Annotated in this window: 11 protein-coding genes; 5 read left to right on the plus strand and 6 right to left on the minus strand. The window is 68.7% G+C overall.

Annotated features, from left to right (window positions below; genetic code table 11):
• Positions 1 to 157: 157 nt before the first annotated feature.
• The gene (locus M2163_RS44970; protein WP_280847065.1) at positions 158 to 2,044 is read right to left on the minus strand and encodes an RICIN domain-containing protein; all 1,887 of its coding nucleotides are present in this window, start codon (positions 2,042 to 2,044) and stop codon (positions 158 to 160) included.
• A 391-nt stretch (positions 2,045 to 2,435) separates the two neighbouring features.
• Between M2163_RS44970 and M2163_RS44975 the strand changes: the two genes are divergently transcribed.
• Positions 2,436 to 3,068, plus strand: coding sequence for a TetR/AcrR family transcriptional regulator (locus M2163_RS44975; protein ID WP_280847064.1), 633 nt, complete (start codon positions 2,436 to 2,438; stop codon positions 3,066 to 3,068).
• Positions 3,069 to 3,203: 135 nt separating this feature from the next.
• Here M2163_RS44975 and M2163_RS44980 read toward each other — a convergent pair whose 3' ends face one another.
• From M2163_RS44980 to M2163_RS45000, 5 genes are read right to left on the minus strand one after another with little or no spacing between them, the layout of a single operon-like run.
• A complete protein-coding gene (locus tag M2163_RS44980; RefSeq protein WP_280897017.1) occupies positions 3,204 to 6,182 on the minus strand; it encodes a glycoside hydrolase family 2 TIM barrel-domain containing protein in 2,979 nt (992 codons plus the stop codon).
• A 52-nt stretch (positions 6,183 to 6,234) separates the two neighbouring features.
• Entirely contained in the window at positions 6,235 to 8,964 is a 2,730-nt protein-coding gene (locus tag M2163_RS44985) for an alpha-mannosidase (protein ID WP_280847062.1), read from the minus strand.
• A 47-nt stretch (positions 8,965 to 9,011) separates the two neighbouring features.
• Positions 9,012 to 9,818, minus strand: a complete 807-nt coding sequence (locus tag M2163_RS44990) for a carbohydrate ABC transporter permease (RefSeq protein ID WP_280853978.1) — start codon at positions 9,816 to 9,818, stop codon at positions 9,012 to 9,014.
• Between the two features lie 47 nt (positions 9,819 to 9,865).
• Entirely contained in the window at positions 9,866 to 10,822 is a 957-nt protein-coding gene (locus tag M2163_RS44995; protein WP_280847061.1) for a sugar ABC transporter permease, read from the minus strand.
• 7 nt (positions 10,823 to 10,829) lie between these two features.
• Positions 10,830 to 12,170: an extracellular solute-binding protein gene (locus M2163_RS45000; RefSeq protein ID WP_280897018.1), complete on the minus strand. Its 1,341-nt coding sequence runs from the start codon at positions 12,168 to 12,170 to the stop codon at positions 10,830 to 10,832.
• Positions 12,171 to 12,367: 197 nt separating this feature from the next.
• Between M2163_RS45000 and M2163_RS45005 the strand changes: the two genes are divergently transcribed.
• The 4 genes from M2163_RS45005 (at position 12,368) to M2163_RS45020 (ending at position 19,895) form a co-directional block, all read left to right on the plus strand.
• Entirely contained in the window at positions 12,368 to 13,339 is a 972-nt protein-coding gene (locus M2163_RS45005; RefSeq protein ID WP_280897020.1) for a LacI family DNA-binding transcriptional regulator, read from the plus strand.
• 509 nt (positions 13,340 to 13,848) lie between these two features.
• Positions 13,849 to 16,620, plus strand: a complete 2,772-nt coding sequence (locus M2163_RS45010) for a PQQ-dependent sugar dehydrogenase (protein ID WP_280897425.1) — start codon at positions 13,849 to 13,851, stop codon at positions 16,618 to 16,620.
• A gap of 17 nt (positions 16,621 to 16,637) precedes the next feature.
• Positions 16,638 to 18,422: a ThuA domain-containing protein gene (locus M2163_RS45015; RefSeq protein ID WP_280897021.1), complete on the plus strand. Its 1,785-nt coding sequence runs from the start codon at positions 16,638 to 16,640 to the stop codon at positions 18,420 to 18,422.
• Positions 18,423 to 18,695: 273 nt separating this feature from the next.
• On the plus strand, positions 18,696 to 19,895 hold the full coding sequence (locus M2163_RS45020; protein WP_280847055.1) for a glycoside hydrolase family 64 protein: 1,200 nt from the start codon (positions 18,696 to 18,698) through the stop codon (positions 19,893 to 19,895).
• The last annotated feature ends 317 nt before the right edge of the window (positions 19,896 to 20,212 follow it).

The following is a 20,212-nucleotide window of genomic DNA, read 5'->3' on the forward strand; positions in this document are numbered from 1 at the left end:
TTGTCCGGAAGCTGCATGCACTCCGTCATCATGTATGACGCACTTGTGATCACGGACGGCGGCGTGGGGTCGGGACGGCCACGCGGTACGACGGCAGCGGGGCCGGCCGAGGGGCCGTACCCCGCTGCTGGACAGGTGGGAGAATCAGGCGCGCAGGTCAGCCGGTCAGGCTGAACGACTGGGCCGTCGCGCCGGAGCAGGGCTGCTGGGACAGCTTCGCGCCGTTGGCTGTCGAGCCGCCGTCCACGGCCAGACACTTTCCGCTGTGCCGGGTCACGAAGCGGTATCCACCTGAGGCGATGGACTCAGGGCGCCACTGCTGGTTGGTGCCGCCCACGTAGTCCCACAGGTGGACTTTGGTGCCGTCGGCCGTCGCGCCGGTGCCGCCGTCGACGTCCCAGGACTTGTTGTTGTGCTGGTTGACGACCTGGTAGTAGCCGTCACCCGTCGACCGGAACTGCCACTTCTGGTTGGCTCCGTCGCCGCAGGTCCACTGCTGCAGGGCGGTTCCGTTGGCCGTGCCCCAGTCGGCGGCGTCCAGGCAGGCGCCGCTGCCCGCGTTCGCCACTCGGTACCAGGTGCCGGAGTCGATCGGCCCGGTGGAACCGCCGTCAGCCGGGTTCCATACGAAGGTGGCCACAGCGCCGGCCGGCAAGGTGTAGGCGAGGGACCGGCCGTTGTCGGTGAGGGAGAAGCGTTGGGCGCTGCCGGAGGTGTTCACCACGTAGGCGACACGGGAGCCGTCCGGGTTCTGGAAGGCGACGTCCTGCACACCGCCGCCGCCCTGGCTGGTGGAGCCGATCCGGGTCGCGCCAGCCTTGACGAATTTGCTGATGTGGCCGAGCGAGTAGTACTCCGCACCCCGGTTGACGTTGCCGCCCGCGATCTCCACGACGCCGTTGCACCGGGTGCCGCAGAGCCCCTGGTGCGGCCCACCGTTCTGGTCGAGCGCGAGGTTCCACGTCACCACGGTCTCGCCACCGTTGCGCATGTTCTGTACGACGAGGTTCTCGGCCTGCCAGCGCAGGCTGTCGCCGAAGGTGTTGGCCGGGTTGCTGCTCTCGGTACCGGAGCACTCGGTGAAGAACACTCGCCTGCCCGCGTTGATCACCTGCTGCTGCGCGGAGGGGCTGCCGCCGTAGCAGTGGAAGGCGGCACCGATCACGCGGTTGATCCCGGACGTACGGGAGAAGACGTCGAGCGGGTAGTTCGGGTGGTCCCAGTTGTGGTCGAAGGCCAGGATGTTGGTCGGCAGGCCGGCTGCCGTCAGCCTGGGATCGAGCACCTTGATGAAGTCGGCCTGCTGTGCCGAGGTCATCGACATCGAGGGATAGCTCGTGGGGTTCTCCGGCTCGTTCTGCACCGTCAGGTCGGTCAGGGTGATGCCCTCCTGGCCGTACGCCTTGATCGTCTTGACCAGGTAGTCCGCGAAATCGCCGTAGTTCTCGGGCTTGAGGCTGCCGCCGTTGAGTGAGTTGTTCGTCTTCATCCAGGCAGGTGGCGACCAGGGCGTGCCCATCAGGCGGATGGACGGGTTGACCCCGAGGGCCTGCTTGATGACCGGGATGATCTCCTGTCTGTCCCGGTCGATGGAGAACTGCCCGCGCGTGTCCTCGTAGGAGTGCGGGTCGTTCGTCGCGTCGAAGTCGCTGCTGCCGAGCGGCTGGCGCAGGTAGGACAGGCCGATGCCGTCGCCCGAGGTGGAGAAAAGCGACCGCATGAGCTCACTGCGCCGGTCCTGCGGGAGTCCTTGTATGAGGCGCGCTGAGGCGCCGGTGACCGAGGCTCCGGCTCCGGTGTAACGCTGCCCCCTCTGGTTCGCGTCGATACGCAGGTCGATGCCCTGCGGAGAACTGTTGAAGGCCGGGCTGCCGTCGGGACTGAGCCTGCGGGAGCCGTCCGGCGTGGTGACCCACACCTGCGCGACGGGGTCGGCGGCCTGCGCGGTTTCGCCGCCGGTGAAGCTGAGACCGGTGACGGCGAGAGCCAGGGCCAGGGCGGTGGCCCCGGCCCGTGTCGGACTGGTTCTGCTGCGGTGTGACACGGTGCGGGTCTCCTTCGGGTCGGTGACAGGTGGGGGGTGCCGACCGGCTCGCCGTGGGGTGCGAGGAGGTGCGAGCCGATCGGGGCTCGAAGGGTGGTGCACTCGGTACGCCGAACCGGAACCGTGTTGCCGGCCGGTCGGGAGGGTGATCAGGGGAGGGGTGCCGCGCTGCGGCGCGTGCAGGACTCGGGCGTCACTTGCGGCGCGTGTAGGACTCGGTCATCAGGGGGTGGCATGCGGGTCCAGCGGAAGAACGGCGTCATGAAAGCACACTTACTAAGTACTTAGTAAGTGGTGTGCGTCACAATGTCGAGCGAAGGTGAAAAGATCATCCGGGGGCGGGCAGAGTCGGCGTAGGCTGGTGCGAGTGACTGACCAGTCAGTAAGCGGAGTGGGACGTGGCGCTCGGAAAGGGCCCCGCGTCCCTCGCAGCGCCGAGGCCCAACGCCGACAGCAGGACATCCTCCGCATCGCGATGGACACCTTCGCGGCCCGGGGCTACAACAACGCCTCCCTGGCCGAGATCGCCGACCGCGTCGGGCTGACCCAGGCAGGCGTCCTGCACTACTTCCGTTCCAAGTCACTGTTGCTCACCAGCGTCCTCGAACTGCGCGACGAGACGGACATCGAGCAACTCGGCACCCAAAGGCCGACGGGGCTGAGGTTTCTCCGCCACCTCGTCGACACCGCGTACCGCAACGCCGAGCGCGAGGGCATCGTCCGGCTCTACGCCGTACTGTCGGCCGAGTCCGTCACCGATGACCATCCGGCCCAGGGCTACTTCCGAGACCGGTACGCCGGGTTGCGGGCTTTCGTATCCGAGGCCATGACCGAGGCGTGCGGGCTCGCAGAGGCGGACGAGGACCGCGTACGGCACGCCGCCAACGCGGTCATCGCCGTCATGGACGGGCTCCAGACGCAGTGGCTTCTCGACCCGGACGCCGTCGACATGGCAGCGTCCACGGAACTGGTCATCGAGTCCCTCCTTGCCGCGCTCGCTCCTGACCGCTTTCCCGTCACCTGAGTCACGACGCCGCTCATTGCCTCTGGCCACCGGCAGCGGTGGAAGGACGGAACCGTGGTGCGAGGGCGGCGGTGCCTCCCGCTTCCTGCCCGCAGACAGGCACCGCCGTCACCAGCCCCTGTCACCTCACCGGCTTCACCGCGGCCCGCCGATCCGCAGCCGGATCGTGTATGCCTCCGGGCGCAGGGCGAAGTCCGGCCAGACGTCCGGGCCGCAGGCGCGTGAGCCCAGGCCGTGCTGGGCCGCGTCGATGTGCAGGTGCGTCGTGGTGGAAACGGGGAGTTCGTAGGGGTGATCGGCCGCGGTGATCTCCTGGGGTGTGTGGCGGCTGAGGACGAAGCCGGGTCGGCGTCCGCGGGTGTCGGGCAGCGCGACGAGGTGCAGCACCTCGTGACCGCCGCTCGTCAGCGACAACTCGCGCAGCCCGGAACGGTGTCCCGTCTCCTGGGGGCGGGCGTAGTCGACCGCCAGGTCGCGGACGGAGGAGGAGAAGCGGCCCGTGAGCGCCGCCCGGACGCTGTCCGGGTAGGACTCCAGCGGACCGAGGCCGAACCACTCGGCCCCGTCCACGGGCTGCGTGCCATCGGGCAGGGCCAGACGGATCCCGACCCGCGGCCACACCGTGCGCCAGCCGCTCGACGGCTCGATCTCCACGCGCAGTTCGAGTTCTCCACCGTCGAGCGTCCAGATGGTCTCCACCATCACGAACAGGTCGGAATCCGCAGCCGACACCTTGTCGAGGGTGCGCAGGGCGTCCTCGGCCCGTTCGACGCTCACGCGCCGTGTCGTCAGCCGGTGCAGTCCCTCACGCCGCCACAGTTCGGCGTTCGAGACGCCCGGTACGGAGGCGTCGCTGTTCTCGACCTCGTCGGAGGCGCCCTCGTCGTTGTCGGTCGGTGCCCGGAACAGCTCCAGCCGTGGATCCGACACAGCCCGCCCGGCCAGACGTACCAAGGACCCGTCGACGAACTCCGCCACGCCCAGGGTCAGCGTTCCGGTGCCCTGCTGCCAGTCTGCCCGGGTGCGCACGGCGGGGACGGGACGACGTACCGAGCGGTCCGACTGGGCCGTCGCCACCACGTGCCCTTCCTCGGCCCAAGGGGTCGCCGTGGCCAGTACGGCCTCGACGGTGAGCCAGGTCTCGGCGTCCGGGGCGACGGGGACCGGCGGCAGTGGCACCCACTCCGACCCTCCCGCCGCGACGACGGGCGCTTCCAGTTCGCCCGACTCCACAACTCGTCCGTCATGCTCGACACGCCACCGCAACCGCAGGTCCGAGGTGTCGGCCGAGTGCCGCAGGTTCGAGACGCCGAGCTTGTCTCCTTCGAAGGAGAACGCCATGGGCTGCACGACCGCCTTGAACTCGTGCAGGCTCGGCGTCGGCGTGTCGTCGCTGAGGACCATGCCGTCCATCACGAAGTTGCCGTCGTGCACGACCTCGCCGAAGTCACCGCCGTAGGCGTAGAACGGCGTGCCCTCCGCTGTCCTCGCCAGGATGCCGTGGTCGCGCCACTCCCACACGAAGCCGCCGTGCAGGCGGGGGTGTGCGTGCACCAGCGCCTCGTACTGATCGAAGGCTCCAGGCCCGTTTCCCATGGCGTGGGCGTACTCGCACAGCAGGAACGGCTTCGTACGCTGCCGCGCTCCCTGGGCGGGAGTGCAGTCGAGCAGCGGCACGCGTGAACCGTCGGTGCCGATCGCCTCGGTCTCCGGCACGGACGAGTACATGCGGGAGTAGACGTCCGTGTACTCGCCGGCATGATCGCCCTCGTAGTGCACGGGCCGGCCGGCGTCGCGGGCGTGGACCCAGGAGGACATGGCGGCCAGGTTGCTGCCGGTGCCCGCCTCGTTGCCGAGCGACCAGATGACGATGCTCGGGTGGTTCTTGTCCCGTTCCACCGTGCGGCGGATGCGGTCGAGGTACGCCTCGCGCCAGGCCGGGTCGTCGCTGGGATTCCCCTTCCAGTCGACCTTGTGGAATCCGTGCGTCTCCAGGTCGCATTCGAGAATGACCCAGAAGCCGTACTCGTCGGCGAGGTCGAGCAGCCTCGGGTGTGGCGGGTAGTGGCTGGTGCGGATGGCGTTGACATTGAACCGCTTCATCAGGGCGAGGTCCTCGCGGGCGTGCTCCTCGTCGAAGACACGGCCGCGCTCGGGGTGCGTCTCGTGGCGGTTCACGCCGTGGAAGACCACGCGCCGGCCGTTGACCAGGAACTGGTCCCCCCGGATCTCCACGGTGCGGAAGCCCACGCGCAGGGAGATGGTCTCGGCCGCGTTGGACACCGTGGCCTGGTAGAGGCGAGGGCGCTCGGCGGACCAGGGTTCGACCTCGGGGAGGTCGAGGGGAGCGAGGTCGGCTGCCGTGGCCCATGTCTCCTCGATGCCGAGTTCGGGGATGCGCAGCGTGACGGGGAAAGCCGTCGTGTCGGCGACGATCTCGGGGTCGATGTGCCCGCGGCCGGAGTCGAAGCCGGTCCGCAGCCAGACGTCCTCGATGCCGGCCGCGGGGCGGGCGAGGAGCGTGACGTCACGGAAGATGCCCGGCAGCCACCACTGGTCCTGGTCCTCGAGGTAGCTCGCGGCGGACCACTGGTGCACCCGTACGGCGATGACGTTGTCGCCCTGACGTACCGACGACGTCACGTCGAACTCGTGGGCGAGGCGGCTGCCGCCGGCGCTGCCGGCCTCGACCCCGTTGACCCACACGCGGAACAGTGACTCGACACCGTCGAAGCGCAGCACGACCCGCTCGGCGTCCGTCCAGTCCGCAGGCAGTTCGAAGGCGCGCCGGTAGTCACCGGTCGGGTTCTCGTCGGGGACGTACGGCGGGTCTATCGGGAACGGGAACTGGACGTTGGTGTAGATCGGCCGGCCGTGGGCGCCGTCGCCCTGGAGTACCCAGTGCGAGGGCACGGCCATGTCGTGCCAGTCGTGGTCGTCGAAGCCCTCGGCGGCGAAGTCCTCCGCCACCGTCGCCGTAGGGGACAGGCGGAAGCGCCAGGAGCCGTTCAGGGACAGGGCGGGGGCGTCGGAGTGGAGCCAGGAGCGGGCCGGGCGGAGTGCGCCGCGCCCCGGCGTGACGTCCGATACGAGGGCGGAGAGCTCGGAAGGCAAGGGTGAACTACTTTCTGCTGGCAAGTGGCGTGCTGGCGGCGGGACTTGACGGTCACCTGAGCACGAGGGTCCGGATCTCCCAGGGGCCGAGGGAGAGTTCGAGTCCGTCGTCGACCGGCACCGGGGCGAGGGCTCTGCCGAGCAGGTCGACCGTGGTGGCTTCGGTGAACGTTCCGGTCAGGCGGACCGTGGAGGCGGTATCCCGCAGGGCGGTCAACCGGATCTCGGTCCCGGTGCCGAGGGCGGGGTCGACGACGCGGCGGACGCAGGAGACCTGGACGTTCTCACCGTCGACCCGGATCCCGGCCGCGGCAGGCGGCAGTTGTCCGTCACCGGGCCCGGTGCCGCGGGTGACGAGCACCTCGTTGCGGAACTCCTCGGCCAGGGCGACGGCTCGGGCATCCTGCCAGCCTGCCGCCGAGGGGACGACGGCGAAGCGGTGCTCGATCCGCACGCCGAGCTCCTGGGCGCCGGGCGTGGGGATCTCGCTCGCCGCGGGCTCGTCCCTCAGGGGGTGGATGTTGACACTGATCGACCCGATGGCGCGCAGCAGGGTGAGGGCGAGGGCGGAGCCGTCCTCGACCAGTTCGTACTCGGTGGAGTGGTCGAGCAGCACGGTGGCCGCGCCCGCCGACACGAAGGCACTGGCGGGGAAGGTCGGCAGCGGGTACTCGCCCCAGCCGCCCTCAGCGGTGAGACCGCGGGCGGTGACGGCGAACTGCCCGGCGGCCGCGGAGCCTTCCACCCGCTCGGGCAGCGGCACGTGCAGGCGCAGCCGGTGGTCGGCGGACCGGTTGAGGAACGAGGTGGAGACACGGACGAACGGTTCCCCGGTGCGTACCTCCACGAGCATCTCCACCGGCGTGCGCACCCTTTGTTCGCTGCGCACGTCACGGTCGCTGGAGAGCGCGGCCGGCCATGCGTAGAGGCGCGTGACGCGCAGCCGGGCGCGCAGGGGACCGCTCTCGACGAGGTCGACGGTGACGTGCACGGGCTCGGACACCACGACGTCGGCGGCCGGGGGTGCGTAGTTGTAGCTGTCACCCCGGTCGCCGCCGTCGACGAGCCGGCCGACGCCGTACAGGACCGTCCCGTCGGGGCCGGTCACGTCCAGGGTGCCGTCCGCGGCCACTTCGACCTCGACCAGTCCGTTGGAGAGGGTGCGCGAGGTGGCGGTGGCGGGTGCGACCGGCGGCTTGGGGGCGGCGGACGGCTCGCCCGCCTCGACGCGGAAGCTCGTCAGGCCGAGGGCCGGGACGTGCACCGGCACCAGCGCGCTCGCGCGGGCCTGCGTCAGTGTCCGCACCTGCCACTGGCCCGGGTGCGCGGCGGCCGCCGCGGCGACCTCCCGACGCAGCACCATCAGATCGAAGGGCCCGCTGGTGGGGACCTCGGCGAGATGGAAGACGAGCGAGTGGGGGGTGAGCTCGTAGTGGTCGATGAGCCGGCCGAAGAGCTCGCGGCGGTGGATGCGGCGCAGCACCCGCTCCAGATGCAAGGCGTCCATGCGTTCGTCGCTGAGGACGGTGGGGGCCTCGGAGACCAGTTGCACGGGCTGCACGGAACCGTCGGCCGACCGTGCGATCAGGACCGCGCCTTCGCCGGGCGCCACGACATCCACCTCGACCAGCGCGGTACGCGGGGACGTGAGCGGGTTGGCGACCAGGTGGCCGTCCGCGGGCACCAGTGCTGCGGGGGCGGCGAGTGCCGCGTCGCGCACCGCGCGGGCGGTCTGCGCGGCCTCGGCGAGACGTGCCGCGACCTGGTCGCAGGTCTCGTCGGTGCCCGATCCCACCACCGAGTCGTGCGCCGTCGATTCGATGATCTTGTGCCAGGCGAGGGCGAGAAAGGGGGAGTCGTCCTGTGCGGAGCACAGCGCGTTCATGCGCTCGGCGTGGTCGACCGTGCGTTCGGCGAGGGCCATCCGCTGCTTGAGGCCGAGCCGCACCGACAGGACGCCGGGCAGGATGTTCCCGCGTACGTGGCTGCGCAGTTCACCGGTGACGACGGCCTGGACCTCGTCGCGCGTGTGCTTGCGGATGTACTCGTCGAGCGTCGCGACGGTGATGGCACGGCCCTCCTCGGCGGCCCGCCGCAGCCAGGACGCCAGGCGAGGATCCGGCGCGTGGTGATCGGTGCCGGCCATGGCCAGCACCGGGTCGCCGCCCCATCGTTCGGCCGTCATGCCGGCGTACTCGTCCAGCGCGCCGGCGATCCGGTCGGGCACCAGGAGGACGTCGAGGCCGTTGTCGTAGCCGTCGAAGAGGAATTCGGTGCGGACCTGCGAGCCGTCGGGGGCGCGCCAGCGGAAGGCGTGGCCGTCGACGGTGCCCGGGACGCCCCGCCACAGTGCCGCGTGCTCGATGCCGGCGCGGGCCAGGATCTGGGGCATCTGGGCGATGTGGCCGAACATGTCGGGCAGGTAGCCGATGGGCATCGCACCGCCCAGGCGGTCCGCGGCCGCCCAGCCCATCTGGAGGTTGCGCACGATGGTCTCGCCGGAGCAGAGGAACTCGTCGAGGAGGATGAGCCAGGGGCCGACGGCGAGCCGTCCCTCGCGGACCAGTGCCGCGAGCCGGTCCCGGTTCTCGGGGCGCATCTCCAGGTAGTCCTCGACGGCGGCCATCTGCCCGTCGACGGTGAACCGGAAGTCGGGGTCTGCCTCGGCCGTCTCCAGGACGGTGTCGAGGGCCTGGACGAGCCGGTGCCGGAAGACCTGGAACGGTTCGTACCACTCCCGGTCCCAGTGGAAGTGGGGCACGAACACGGCGGAGTCGGGCATCGCTGGGAGAACCTTCTTCTGTGCGGGCCGGGCGGTGGGGCGTGACGTCACTTGAGCGATCCGGCGGCGAGTCCCGAACGCCAGAACCGCTGCAGCAGGATGAAGACGATGATCACGGGCACGATCGACACCAGGGAGCCGGTGATGACGGACTCCTGCAGGAGGGGGGCGCGTGCCGTCTGGCCGTTCCACTCGTACAGGCCGAGCGTGAGGGGGAACAGCGACTCCTTCTGCAGCATCACCATCGGCAGGAAGAAGTTGTTCCAGATGGCCACGAACTGGAACAGGAAGATGGTCACCAGGGCCGGCGTCATCAGCTTGAACGCCACCGAGAAGAAGGTGCGGAACTCGCCCGCGCCGTCCAGGCGCGCCGACTCGATCAGCTCCTGGGGGACCGCCGCATTGGTGAAGATACGTGCGAGGTAGACGCCGAACGGGCTGACGATGCTGGGCAGGAACACCGCGAGATAGGTGTTGACGATCCCGGTCGCCGAGAACAGCAGGAACAGCGGAAGGGCCAGCGCGGTCGTGGGGACGAGGACACCGCCGAGGACCACCGAGAACAGGAACTCCCGTCCCCGGAAAGGGAACTTGGCGAGGGCGTACCCGCACAGCGCGGAGATCAGCGTCCCCACCCCGGCGCCCAGCACCGCGTAGATGACGGTGTTGAGGGCCCACCGGCCGAAGATGCCGTCGCTGCGGGTGAAGAGCGTGCGCAGGTTGTCGAACAGGCTGAAGTGGGAGAAGGCCAGGCCGTTGGTGGCGGCGAGATCACCCTGCGGCTTGGTCGCGGCGACGACCAGGAAGTAGATCGGCAGCAGGAAGTAGACGGCCAGCAGCAGCATCAGCGCCATCACCGCCGTGCGGCTGACGCGGCTTTCCCGGATCGTGTTTCGCGTGCTCACAGCCCCGCCCTCTTGGAGGTCAGTCGCATGAAGCCGAAGCTCAGGACGAAGGTGATGACGGCGATGACCACCGAAATGGCCGCGGCCTGCTGGTAGTTGTTCCCCGACGCCACCGCGTAGGCCAGCATGTTCGGAGTGAACGTGCTGGAGATGTTCGAGGAGATCTGACGCAGCACGGCCGGCTCGGCGTAGAGCTGGAGCGTGCCGATGATCGAGAAGACCGTGGTCAGGACGATCGACGGGAGGATGATGGGCACCTTGACGCGCCAGGCGATCGTCCAGTTGGTCGCGCCGTCGATGCGGGCCGCCTCGTACAGCTCCTGCGGGATGGACTGCAGCGCCGCGTACATGATCAGCATGTTGTAGCCCGTCCACAGCCACGTGGAGACGTTGGCCGTCGACCACAGCACCGCGCCCGGACCGAGGAAGTCCGGCTTGAGGCCGATGCCCTGGAAGAGCTCGACGACCGGGCTGAGTTGGGGCGAGTACAGGTACGACCACATGATCGCGGCGATCACACCGGGGACCGCGTAGGGCATGAAGGCCGTGATGCGGAAGAACGCCTTGAGCCGCAGCAGGGGTGTGTCCAGCAGCAGCGCGATGATCAGCGCGGTGAACAGCATGACCGGGACCTGGACGATGCCGAACAGCCCGATGCGGCCGATGCTGGCCCAGAACTCGCTGTTCTGGAAGACCTGCCCGTACTGCTCGAAGCCGCCGAACGTCGTGTACGAGGTGCCGTACTGGCCGGCGGTTCGCCGTACGACGCGGAAGCTCTGCCAGAGCGCGTAGCCGACCGGCACCAGGTAGAAGAGCACGAACGGCAGGAAGAAGGGGGTGACGAAGGCGAGGACGGTACCGGCCCGGGGGCCGCCGCCGCTGAGACGGCGACGGCCCCCCGGCGACTGCACCGCGCGGGGCGTGTCGGTGGCCCGGGTGGCGATGTCTGTCATGCTGAGGTCACTTGCCCGCCGCGGCCGGGATGGCCTGGTCCTGCATGGACTTCAGTGCGGTCGCCTGTGCCTTGGCGAGGGCGTCACCGAGGGTCCCGTCTCCGGCGGCCGCCTTGGCCATCGCGTCCTGCAGCGCCAGGTTCACCGTCTTCTGTGTCGGGCCCCAGGCGAAGCTGGTGTCGATCTTCTTGGACGAGTCTGCGAAGACGTCGAAGATCTTCTCGTTGTTGTAGTACGGAACTCCCTGGGAGAGGGCGGGCAGTCGGAGTCCGGCGTTCGCGGCCGGGTAGAGACCGCCGAGCTCGTTCTCCAGCGCGAGGGCCTCGGGGTCGCTGTTGAGCCAGGTGTTGAACTTCACCGACTCGTACAGGTGCTTGCTGCCCTTCATGAACGCGACGGTCGAGCCGCCCCAGTCACCCGAGGAGCCGTTCGAGCCCCAGGTCGGCATGGGCACGATCGACCACTTGCCTTCCTGCTTGGGGAGGTTGTCGCGGAACATGCTGTAGCCCCAGGCGGCGCCGACGTAGCTGGCGAGCTGGTCCTTCTGGTAGGCGGCGTACATCTGCGTCGAGCCGTTGGCGAGGTCGGTGCGCACGAGCTTGTCGGAGATCAGCTTCTGCCAGTAGTCGGCGACCTGCCTGCTCTGCTCCGACTCGACGGTGACGTGCCACTTGTCGCCCGAGTAGCTGTACATCTCGGCGTTGTTCTGCCAGAGCAGACCGTTGAACCACTCGGCGTTGTTCGGGTCGAAGAACGTGATGTCCAGCTCGGGGTCCGCCTTGTGCAGCTGCCGCGCGGCCGTCGCGTACTCGTCCCAGGTCTTGGGGATCGCGATGCCGTGCTTCTCGAAGAGGTCACTGCGGACGAAGAGCGCCATCGGGCCGGTGTCCTGCGGCAGCGCGAACACGCCGGTTTCGCCGAAGCTCGTCTGGGACCAGGTCCAGGGGACGAACTTGGACTTGGCGGCGGTGGCGTCCTTGCAGGCGGAGGCGTCGACGAAGGCGCTCTGCGTGCGCAGGTTGGGCAGTTCGTCGTAGCCGACCTGCGCCAGGTCGGGTGCCTTGCCCGCCTTGAGGGCGTTGCCGAGGATGCCGTACTGATCGTTGGAGATGTTCTTCGTCTCGACCTGGATGTCCGGGTTCTTCTTGTTCCACAGCGCGACGACCTTGTCCATGCCGGGAACGGTGTTCCAATACTGGAGGACGACCTTCCCCTTGGCGGGGGCGCACGAGGGTGCGGCGGCCTTGTCCGAGTCGGTGGGCGACGAGGAGCAGCCGGCGAGGAGTACAGCGATACCGGTGGCCGTGGCGAGGGCGGCGAGGCGCGTGCGCGTATCTGTGTTGCTCATGTTTTCCGTTCCCAGAGAACGACTGGCGGCGGGTGCCTGGGCGGTTGGAACAAAGCGCCGTGAGCGGTAACGTGAGCGCTCACGGGAGCGAGGCGATTCGGAGTCTGCGCTTATGTACGGACAAGTGTCAAGGCTCTGAAGTGACACCGAACAGACAGAGGTGAGGGATGGCGTCGTCGGCGAACGGTCCGCGCAGGATGACCATCGACGATGTGGCGCGGGCCGTCGGAGTGTCGCGGCAGACCGTGTCACGGGCCCTGAACGACAAGGGCGAGATCGACGCCTCCACGAAGCAGCGCGTGCTGGACGCCGCCCAGGAGCTGGGCTACCGGCCCAGCCGCTTCGCCCGGGGACTCGTACGGCAGGACTCCATAACCATCGGCCTGGTCATCCCCGACCTGCTCAACCCCTTCTTCACCGAGGTCGCCGCCGCGGCTCTGGAGGCAGCACGCAAGCGCGGCTGGCACGTCGTGGTCTACGACACCGGCGACAGCGTCCAGGAGGAGCGCGGCACTCTGGAGGTCATCGCCTCACAGGTGGACGCCGTCGTGGGTTACCTCACCCTGCCCGAGGACGAGATCGACAAGCTGATCCGCGGGCTTCCTGTCGTGCTCATCGACCGCGACCACCGCGCCGAGCGGTTCAACGCCATCAGCATCGACGGCGCGGCGGGCGTCCACGACGCGATCAGGCACCTGGTCGACGCGGGGAACCACCGCATCGGCATGCTCGACCATGCCGCACGCTCCGAGCCCAGCATCCGTCACCGCTGGTACGCCGCCGCCATGGCCGCCCACGGCCTGGAGCCCGCCGCGGTCAGCCGTGCCGAGCAGAGCATCGAGGGTGGAGAACACGCGTTGTGTGAACTCCTCACCGAACATCCCGACGTGACCGCCGTGTTCACGTTCAACGACATCATCGCCATCGGAGCACTGCGCGCCGCGCGAAGGCTCGGCCGCCGGGTGCCCGAAGACCTCGCGGTCATCGGCTTCGACGGCCTCCAGCTCGGCACCCTCGTCGAGCCCGCCCTGACCACCGTCGCCCTGGACACCCGCGAACTCGGAGTTCTCGCCGTCGAGCAGGCCGGACGGCTGCTGGCCCGCAGCGGACCACTCAGCCACGACGAGGCGGCGGTCAAAGCCACCTTGCGGCTGCGCAAGTCCGCCTAGGGCATCTCCTGCGGTTCATCTGACCGGTTGCCGGGTGTCGTGACGGGCGTCGAGTGGCGAGGAACGGACCGCTGCTGCCGGATCGGACGCCGAGGCTGGGCAGGAGATTGCGGATCACCGTCGTGTGCTCGGCGCGGTCGCCTTCAAGCACCGCGGCACGGAGAAGGTCTGCCACGCCCTGCTCGCCCTGGCCGACTTTGGAGGCGACCAGGGCGCCCACCTACTTTGTCCTGATCGTAGAAAAAGTTGAGCGATCTCGCGTCAAAGGGGTTACGCGCCGGATTCAGGACCGCTAACTTCCTTGGACTGGACCGGTCATGTGCATGCGGTGTGCGGGCCGGTTCGAGGCGCGACGGCGCGCGCCTGCACTTCCCGAACAGGGCCGATCGGGTCCTGCACTCAACCCCACACCTCGGGAGACGTCTGTGCGCAAGAAAGTCGTCAGACTCGCAAGACCCAGACCCCTCCGCTCACTGGCGCTGGCGTTGGCGTGCACCGTCGGTTGCCTCCTGCCTGGAACTGCGGCTGCCGCCGCGCCGGATCCGGTCGGCCGCACTGCTGCGGCGGCGGTCGAGTTCCAGCAGGTCACGCTGGCCAAGGGCGTGGCCGAGACGGGGGAGCCCATGACGCTCGCCGTGCTGCCGAACAGTTCGGTGCTGCACACCTCGCGTGACGGCACGCTGCGTCTGACGGACGCGGCCGGAAGCACGACGGTGGCGGGCAAGCTCGATGTATACAGTCACGACGAGGAGGGCCTGCAAGGCGTCGCGGTGGACCCGGCCTTCGCCTCCAACCGCTTCGTCTACCTGTACTACGCCCCGAAGTTGAGCACGCCGGCCGGCGATGCTCCCTCCGACGGGTCGGCCTCCGACTTCACCCCCTTCGACGGCGTCAACCGGCTGTCCCGGTTCATCCTGAAGGCCGACAACACCCTGGATCTGGCCAGCGAGAAGAAGATCCTCGACGTTCCGGCCTCGCGCGGCATCTGCTGTCACGTCGGCGGGGACATCGACTTCGACGCGGTGGGCAACCTCTACCTCTCGACCGGCGACGACTCCAACCCCTTCGCCTCCGACGGCTACACCCCGATCGACGAGCGTGCCACCCGCAACCCCGCCTACGACGCCCAGCGCTCGGCGGGCAACACCAACGACCTGCGTGGCAAGGTACTGCGCATCAAGGTCAACGCGGACGGGACGTACTCCGTCCCGAGCGGCAACCTCTTCGCGCCCGGCACCGCCAAGACCCGCCCCGAGATCTATGCGATGGGCTTCCGCAACCCCTTCCGCATGAGCGTGGACAAGGCCACGGGCATCGTCTACCTCGGCGACTACGGCCCCGACGCCGGCACCGCGGCGCCCGGGCGCGGACCCGAGGGCCAGGTCGAGTTCAACCGCATCACCCAGGCCGGCAACTACGGCTGGCCGTACTGCACCGGCAACAACGACGCCTACACCGACTACGACTTCGCCACCAACACCTCGGGCAGCACCTTCTCCTGCTCCGCCCCCAAGAACACCTCACCGCGCAACACCGGCCTGACGGACCTGCCCCCGGCGCGACCGGCCTGGATCCCCTACAGCGGCACGTCCGTACCGGAGTTCGGCGGCGGCTCCGAGTCCCCGATGGGCGGCCCGGTCTATCGCTACGACGCCGCGTCCACCTCCGAGGTCAAGTTCCCCCAGGAGTACGACGGGGACTTCTTCGCCGGCGAGTTCGGGCGCCGCTGGATCAAGCGCATCGAGGCCGGCGGCGACGGCACCGTGCAGTCCATCAACGCCTTCCCCTGGAGCGGCACCCAGGTGATGGACATGGCCTTCGGCCCGGACGGCGCCCTGTACGTCCTCGACTACGGCACCGGCTACTTCAACGGCGACGAGAACTCCGCCCTGTACCGCATCGAGCACGTCACCGACGGGCTCGCCCCGATCGCGGAGGCCAAGGCGGACATCACCTCCGGAAAGGCACCGCTCGCGGTCTCCTTCTCCTCGGCCGGCAGTTCCGACCCGGACGGTGGCGCTCTCACCTACGCCTGGACCTTCGGCGACGGCGCGACCTCCACCGCCGCCAATCCCTCGCACACCTACACGGCCAACGGCCAGTACACGGCGACGCTGAAGGTGACCGACCCGACCGGCAAGAGCGCGACGGCATCCGTGCAGATCACCGTCGGCAACACCGCTCCCAGCGTGAAGATCGACCTGCCCGCGGACGGCCGTATCTACGACTTCGGTTCCGCCATCCCCTTCAAGGTGACGGTGACCGACCCCGAGGACGGCACCATCGACTGCTCCCGGGTCAAGGTCTCCTTCATCGTCGGACACGACAGCCACGGCCACCCGCAGACCTCGGCGACGGGATGCACGGGCACGCTGCAGACCCTGGCCGACGGCGAACACGACCCCAACGCCAACATCTTCGGTGTCCTCGACGCCGAGTACACCGACAAGGGCGCGAACGGCCAGCCCGCGCTGACCACGCACGACCAGCACATCGTCCAGCCCTCCCACCGGCAGGCCGAGCACTACGGCGCTTCCGCCGGAGTAGATGTCATCGCGCACGGTCCGGCGCACGGCGGCAAGACCGTCGGGAACATCGACAACGGCGACTGGATCTCCTTCACCCCGTACGCCCTCGACAACGCCACCCAGTTCACCGCCAGGGTCTCCTCCGCGGGCGCGGGGGGCACGATCGAAGTACGCGCCGGATCCCCGACCGGCACCCTGCTCGGCACGGCGACTGTCCCGGTGACCGGCGGCTGGGAGACCTTCCAGGACGTGACCACGGGCCTGACCAACCAGCCCGGCTCCACCACGCAGTTGTACCTCGTCTTCAAGGGCGGCTCCGGAGCGCTCTTCGACGTCGACGAGTTCTCCTTCACCACCTCCGGCGGCGGAGTCCGCTCGGGCGCGGTCAAGGGCGTGAACAGCAAGTGCCTGGACGTCGACAACGCCAACACCGCCGACGGCACCAAGATCCAACTGTGGACCTGCAACGGCACCAGCGCCCAGACCTGGACCATCGCCGCGGACAGCACGATTCAGGCGCTGGGCAAGTGTCTGGACGTGTCCGGCGGTGGCTCCGCTGACGGGACGAAGGTGCAGTTGTGGACGTGCAACGGCAGCGGCGCCCAGAAGTGGGCGCCGCAGACCGACGGCACCGTCCGCAACCCGCAGTCCGCCAAGTGCCTGGACGCGTCCGGCGGCACCTGGAACGACGGCACACCGGTCCACCTGTGGACCTGCCACACCGGCCCCAACCAGAAATGGACCCTTCCGTAGAAAGGAGGCGACTTCACATGCGTAAGCAACTCACAGCTGTTCTCGGCCTGTTCACCGGCCTTGCGCTCTGTCTGGCCCCGCAGGCCACCGCCCTGCCCACCCGGGCGGACCAAGCGGCCGCCCCGGCCCGGCAGGCGGCACCGGCCGCTGCCCACCCCGCGGCACAGGCGGCTGCCGATCCGGCGTACAAGATCCTCGTGTTCTCCCGGACCGCGGGATTCCGGCATTCCTCGATCGACGACGGCATCGCGGCACTGCGGGCCCTCGGCACAGAGAACAACTTCACCGTGGACGCGTCCGAGGACCCGCAGGCCTTCACCACCGGCAACCTCGGCCAGTACAAGGCGGTCGTCTTCCTCTCCACCACCGGTGACGTGCTGGGCGACGCCCAGCAGACCGCCTTCGAGCAGTACATCAAGGGCGGCGGGGGCTATGTCGGCATCCACGCGGCCGCCGACACCGAATACGACTGGCCGTTCTACGAGGGCCTGGCAGGAGCCCTGTTCCACTCCCACCCGGCGATCCAGACCGCCACCGTCAAGGTGGAGGACCGGGCCCATGACGCCACCGCCCACCTCGGCGCCACCTGGCAGCGCACCGACGAGTGGTACAACTACCGCACCAACCCCCGCCAGACGGCCCACGTGCTCGCCTCGCTGGACGAGTCCAGCTACACGGGTGGGAACATGTCCGGAGACCACCCCATCGCCTGGTGCAAGGACTACCAGGGCGGCCGGGCCTTCTACACCGGCGGCGGCCACACCGACGAGTCGTTCGGCGACGTCGCCTTCCGCCGTCACCTCCTCGGCGGCATCCGCTGGGCCGCCGGCATGACCGAGGCGGACTGCCGCGCCGAGACCGGCTACACCTCCCTGTTCGACGGCTCCTCCACATCCGGCTGGAAGCAGGCGGGCCCGGGCGGCTTCACCCTCGCCGACGGCAGCCTCACCTCCTACGGCGGACTGGGCATGCTCTGGTACTCCGCGAAGGAGTTCACCGGCGACTACTCCCTCAAGCTCGACTGGAAGATGGCCGGCGACGACAACTCCGGTGTCCTCATCGGCTTCCCAGCCTCCGACGACCCCTGGTCGGCCGTGAACAACGGCTACGAGATCCAGATCGACGCCACCGACGCGGCCGACCGCACCACGGGCGCGGTGTACGGCTTCAAGTCCGCCGACCTTGCGGCACGCGACACCGCACTGAACCCGCCGGGGGAGTGGAACACGTACGAACTCAAGGTCACCGGCGAACGGTTGGAGATCTTCCTCAACGGCGTGAAGATCAACGACTTCACCAACACCGACCCCGTCCGCAGCCTGCAACAGGGCTACATCGGCATCCAGAACCACGGCGACGGCGACGACGTCGCGTTCCGCAACATCCGGATCAAGCCGTCGGGCGACACCCCGCCCGGACCCCGCTCTGGTGAGGTGAAGGGGGTCAACGGCAAGTGCCTGGACGTCGACAACGCCAACACGGCCGACGGGACGAAGGTCCAGTTGTGGACCTGCAACGGCACCGGCGCCCAGAAGTGGACGATCGCCGCGGACGGCACGGTGCAGGCGCTGGGCAAGTGCCTGGACGTGTCCGGCGGTGCCTCCGCTGACGGGACGAAGGTGCAGTTGTGGACGTGCAATGGCAGCGGTGCCCAGAAGTGGGCGCCCCAGGCCGACGGCACCGTCCGCAACCCGCAGTCCGCCAAGTGCCTGGACGCGTCCGGCGGCACCTGGAACGACGGCACACCGGTCCACCTGTGGACCTGCCACACCGGCCCCAACCAGAAATGGACCCTGCCCTGACACCTTGAGCAGTCGTCCGGCCGTCCTGCGTGTGACGACGTGACGGGTGGGGGCCGTGGAGCGCAACCCCGCGGCCCTCACCCGCAGCCGTTAACGGCCCCGCCTGCGGCTGGAGGACGCGCTCACCGAGGTCGGCGTACGGCGCCGTTGGGCGCTGTTGAGTATTCGATTGCTCGATCCGTTGACATGTACGCAATAGCGATGTCACTTTGAGAGCGCTCTCACATCAGGTACGGACCAATCTCCCCCCTGCCCCCCACACGGAGGTGGAGCGTGCTCAAGAAGCTCACTCGCCGGATCATGGCGCCGACGGTGGCGGCCGCGCTGCTCGGCGCCGCCCTCACGGCTTTCACACCGACTTCCGCGGACGCGGCGGTGCCCGCCACGATCCCCCTGAAGCTCACCAACAACTCCGGCCGCGGGGACGCGGTCTACGTCTACACCTTGGGCACCCTGCTGAGTACGGGGCAGCAGGGCTGGGCGGACGCGAACGGTACCTTCCACGCCTGGCCGGCCGGCGGCAATCCTCCGACGCCGGCGCCCGACGCGTCCATCGCGGGACCGGCGAACGGGCAGACGAAGACCATTCGGATCCCGAAGTTCTCCGGCCGGATCTACTTCTCCTACGGCCAGAAACTCGTCTTCAAGCTGACCACGGGCGGACTGGTGCAGCCCGCGGTCCAGAACCCGTCCGACCCGAATCGCAACATCCTCTTCAACTGGTCCGAGTACACGCTCAACGACTCCGGTCTGTGGATCAACAGCACCCAGGTGGACATGTTCTCCGCGCCCTACGCGGTCGGTGTGCAGCGTGCGGACGGCAGCACCCTGAGCACCGGCCACCTCAAGTCGGGCGGCTACAACGGGTTCTACAACTCCCTGCGCGGCCAGGCCGGAGGCTGGGCGAACCTGATCCAGACCCGGTCCGACGGCACCGTGCTACGTGCCCTCTCTCCCACCTACGGGTTGGAGACGGGAGCCCTGCCCGCGTCCGTGATGGACGACTACATCAACCGCGTATGGCAGAAGTACGCGACGACGAACCTGACGGTCACGCCGTTCACCGACCAGCCGAACACCAAGTACTTCGGCCGGGTGTCGGGCAACGTCATGAACTTCACGAACAGTTCGGGCACCGTCGTCACCAGCTTCCAGAAGCCCGACGCGGCCAGCGTCTTCGGCTGCTACAAGAACCTCGACGCACCCAACGACCTTGTGCGCGGCCCCATTTCACGCACCCTGTGCGCGGGCTTCAACCGCTCCACCCTCCTGGTCAACCCCAACCAGCCGGACACCGGAACCGCGAACTTCTACCTGGACTCGGTGACCAACCAGTACGCGAAGAAGATCCACGCGCAGATGGCGGACGGCAAGGCCTACGCCTTCGCTTTCGATGACGTCGGCAATCAGGAGTCCCTCGTCCACGACGGCAACCCGCAGCAGGCGTACCTGACTCTGGACCCCTTCAACTGACGGGTTCCGCACCGTACTTGGCTGGGGCCGTCAGGGCCGTGGCCCTCCGGCACCAGAAGGTCCACGATCATCGGGTGGTCGACTCAGCGCATACCGCTGATAGGCGGCATGCGCTGAGTGCACCTGCGCCCTCACTCATCGTTGAGAGCGGTTGCGTATGACCGAGGTCAGACGACATTCCGCCGTGCTCAGGGCGGTGAGGGAGGTCACGGTCAACCGGGGTGACATCAACGCTGCCCCGAGCTGAACGCCAGCCCCGGTGAAAGGTGACGTGCTCTACGCGCTGGACCGAGGCGTATTTGCGTTGAGGCGCACTC

This window comes from Streptomyces sp. SAI-135, assembly GCF_029893805.1.
Taxonomy (GTDB): Bacteria; Actinomycetota; Actinomycetes; order Streptomycetales; family Streptomycetaceae; genus Streptomyces.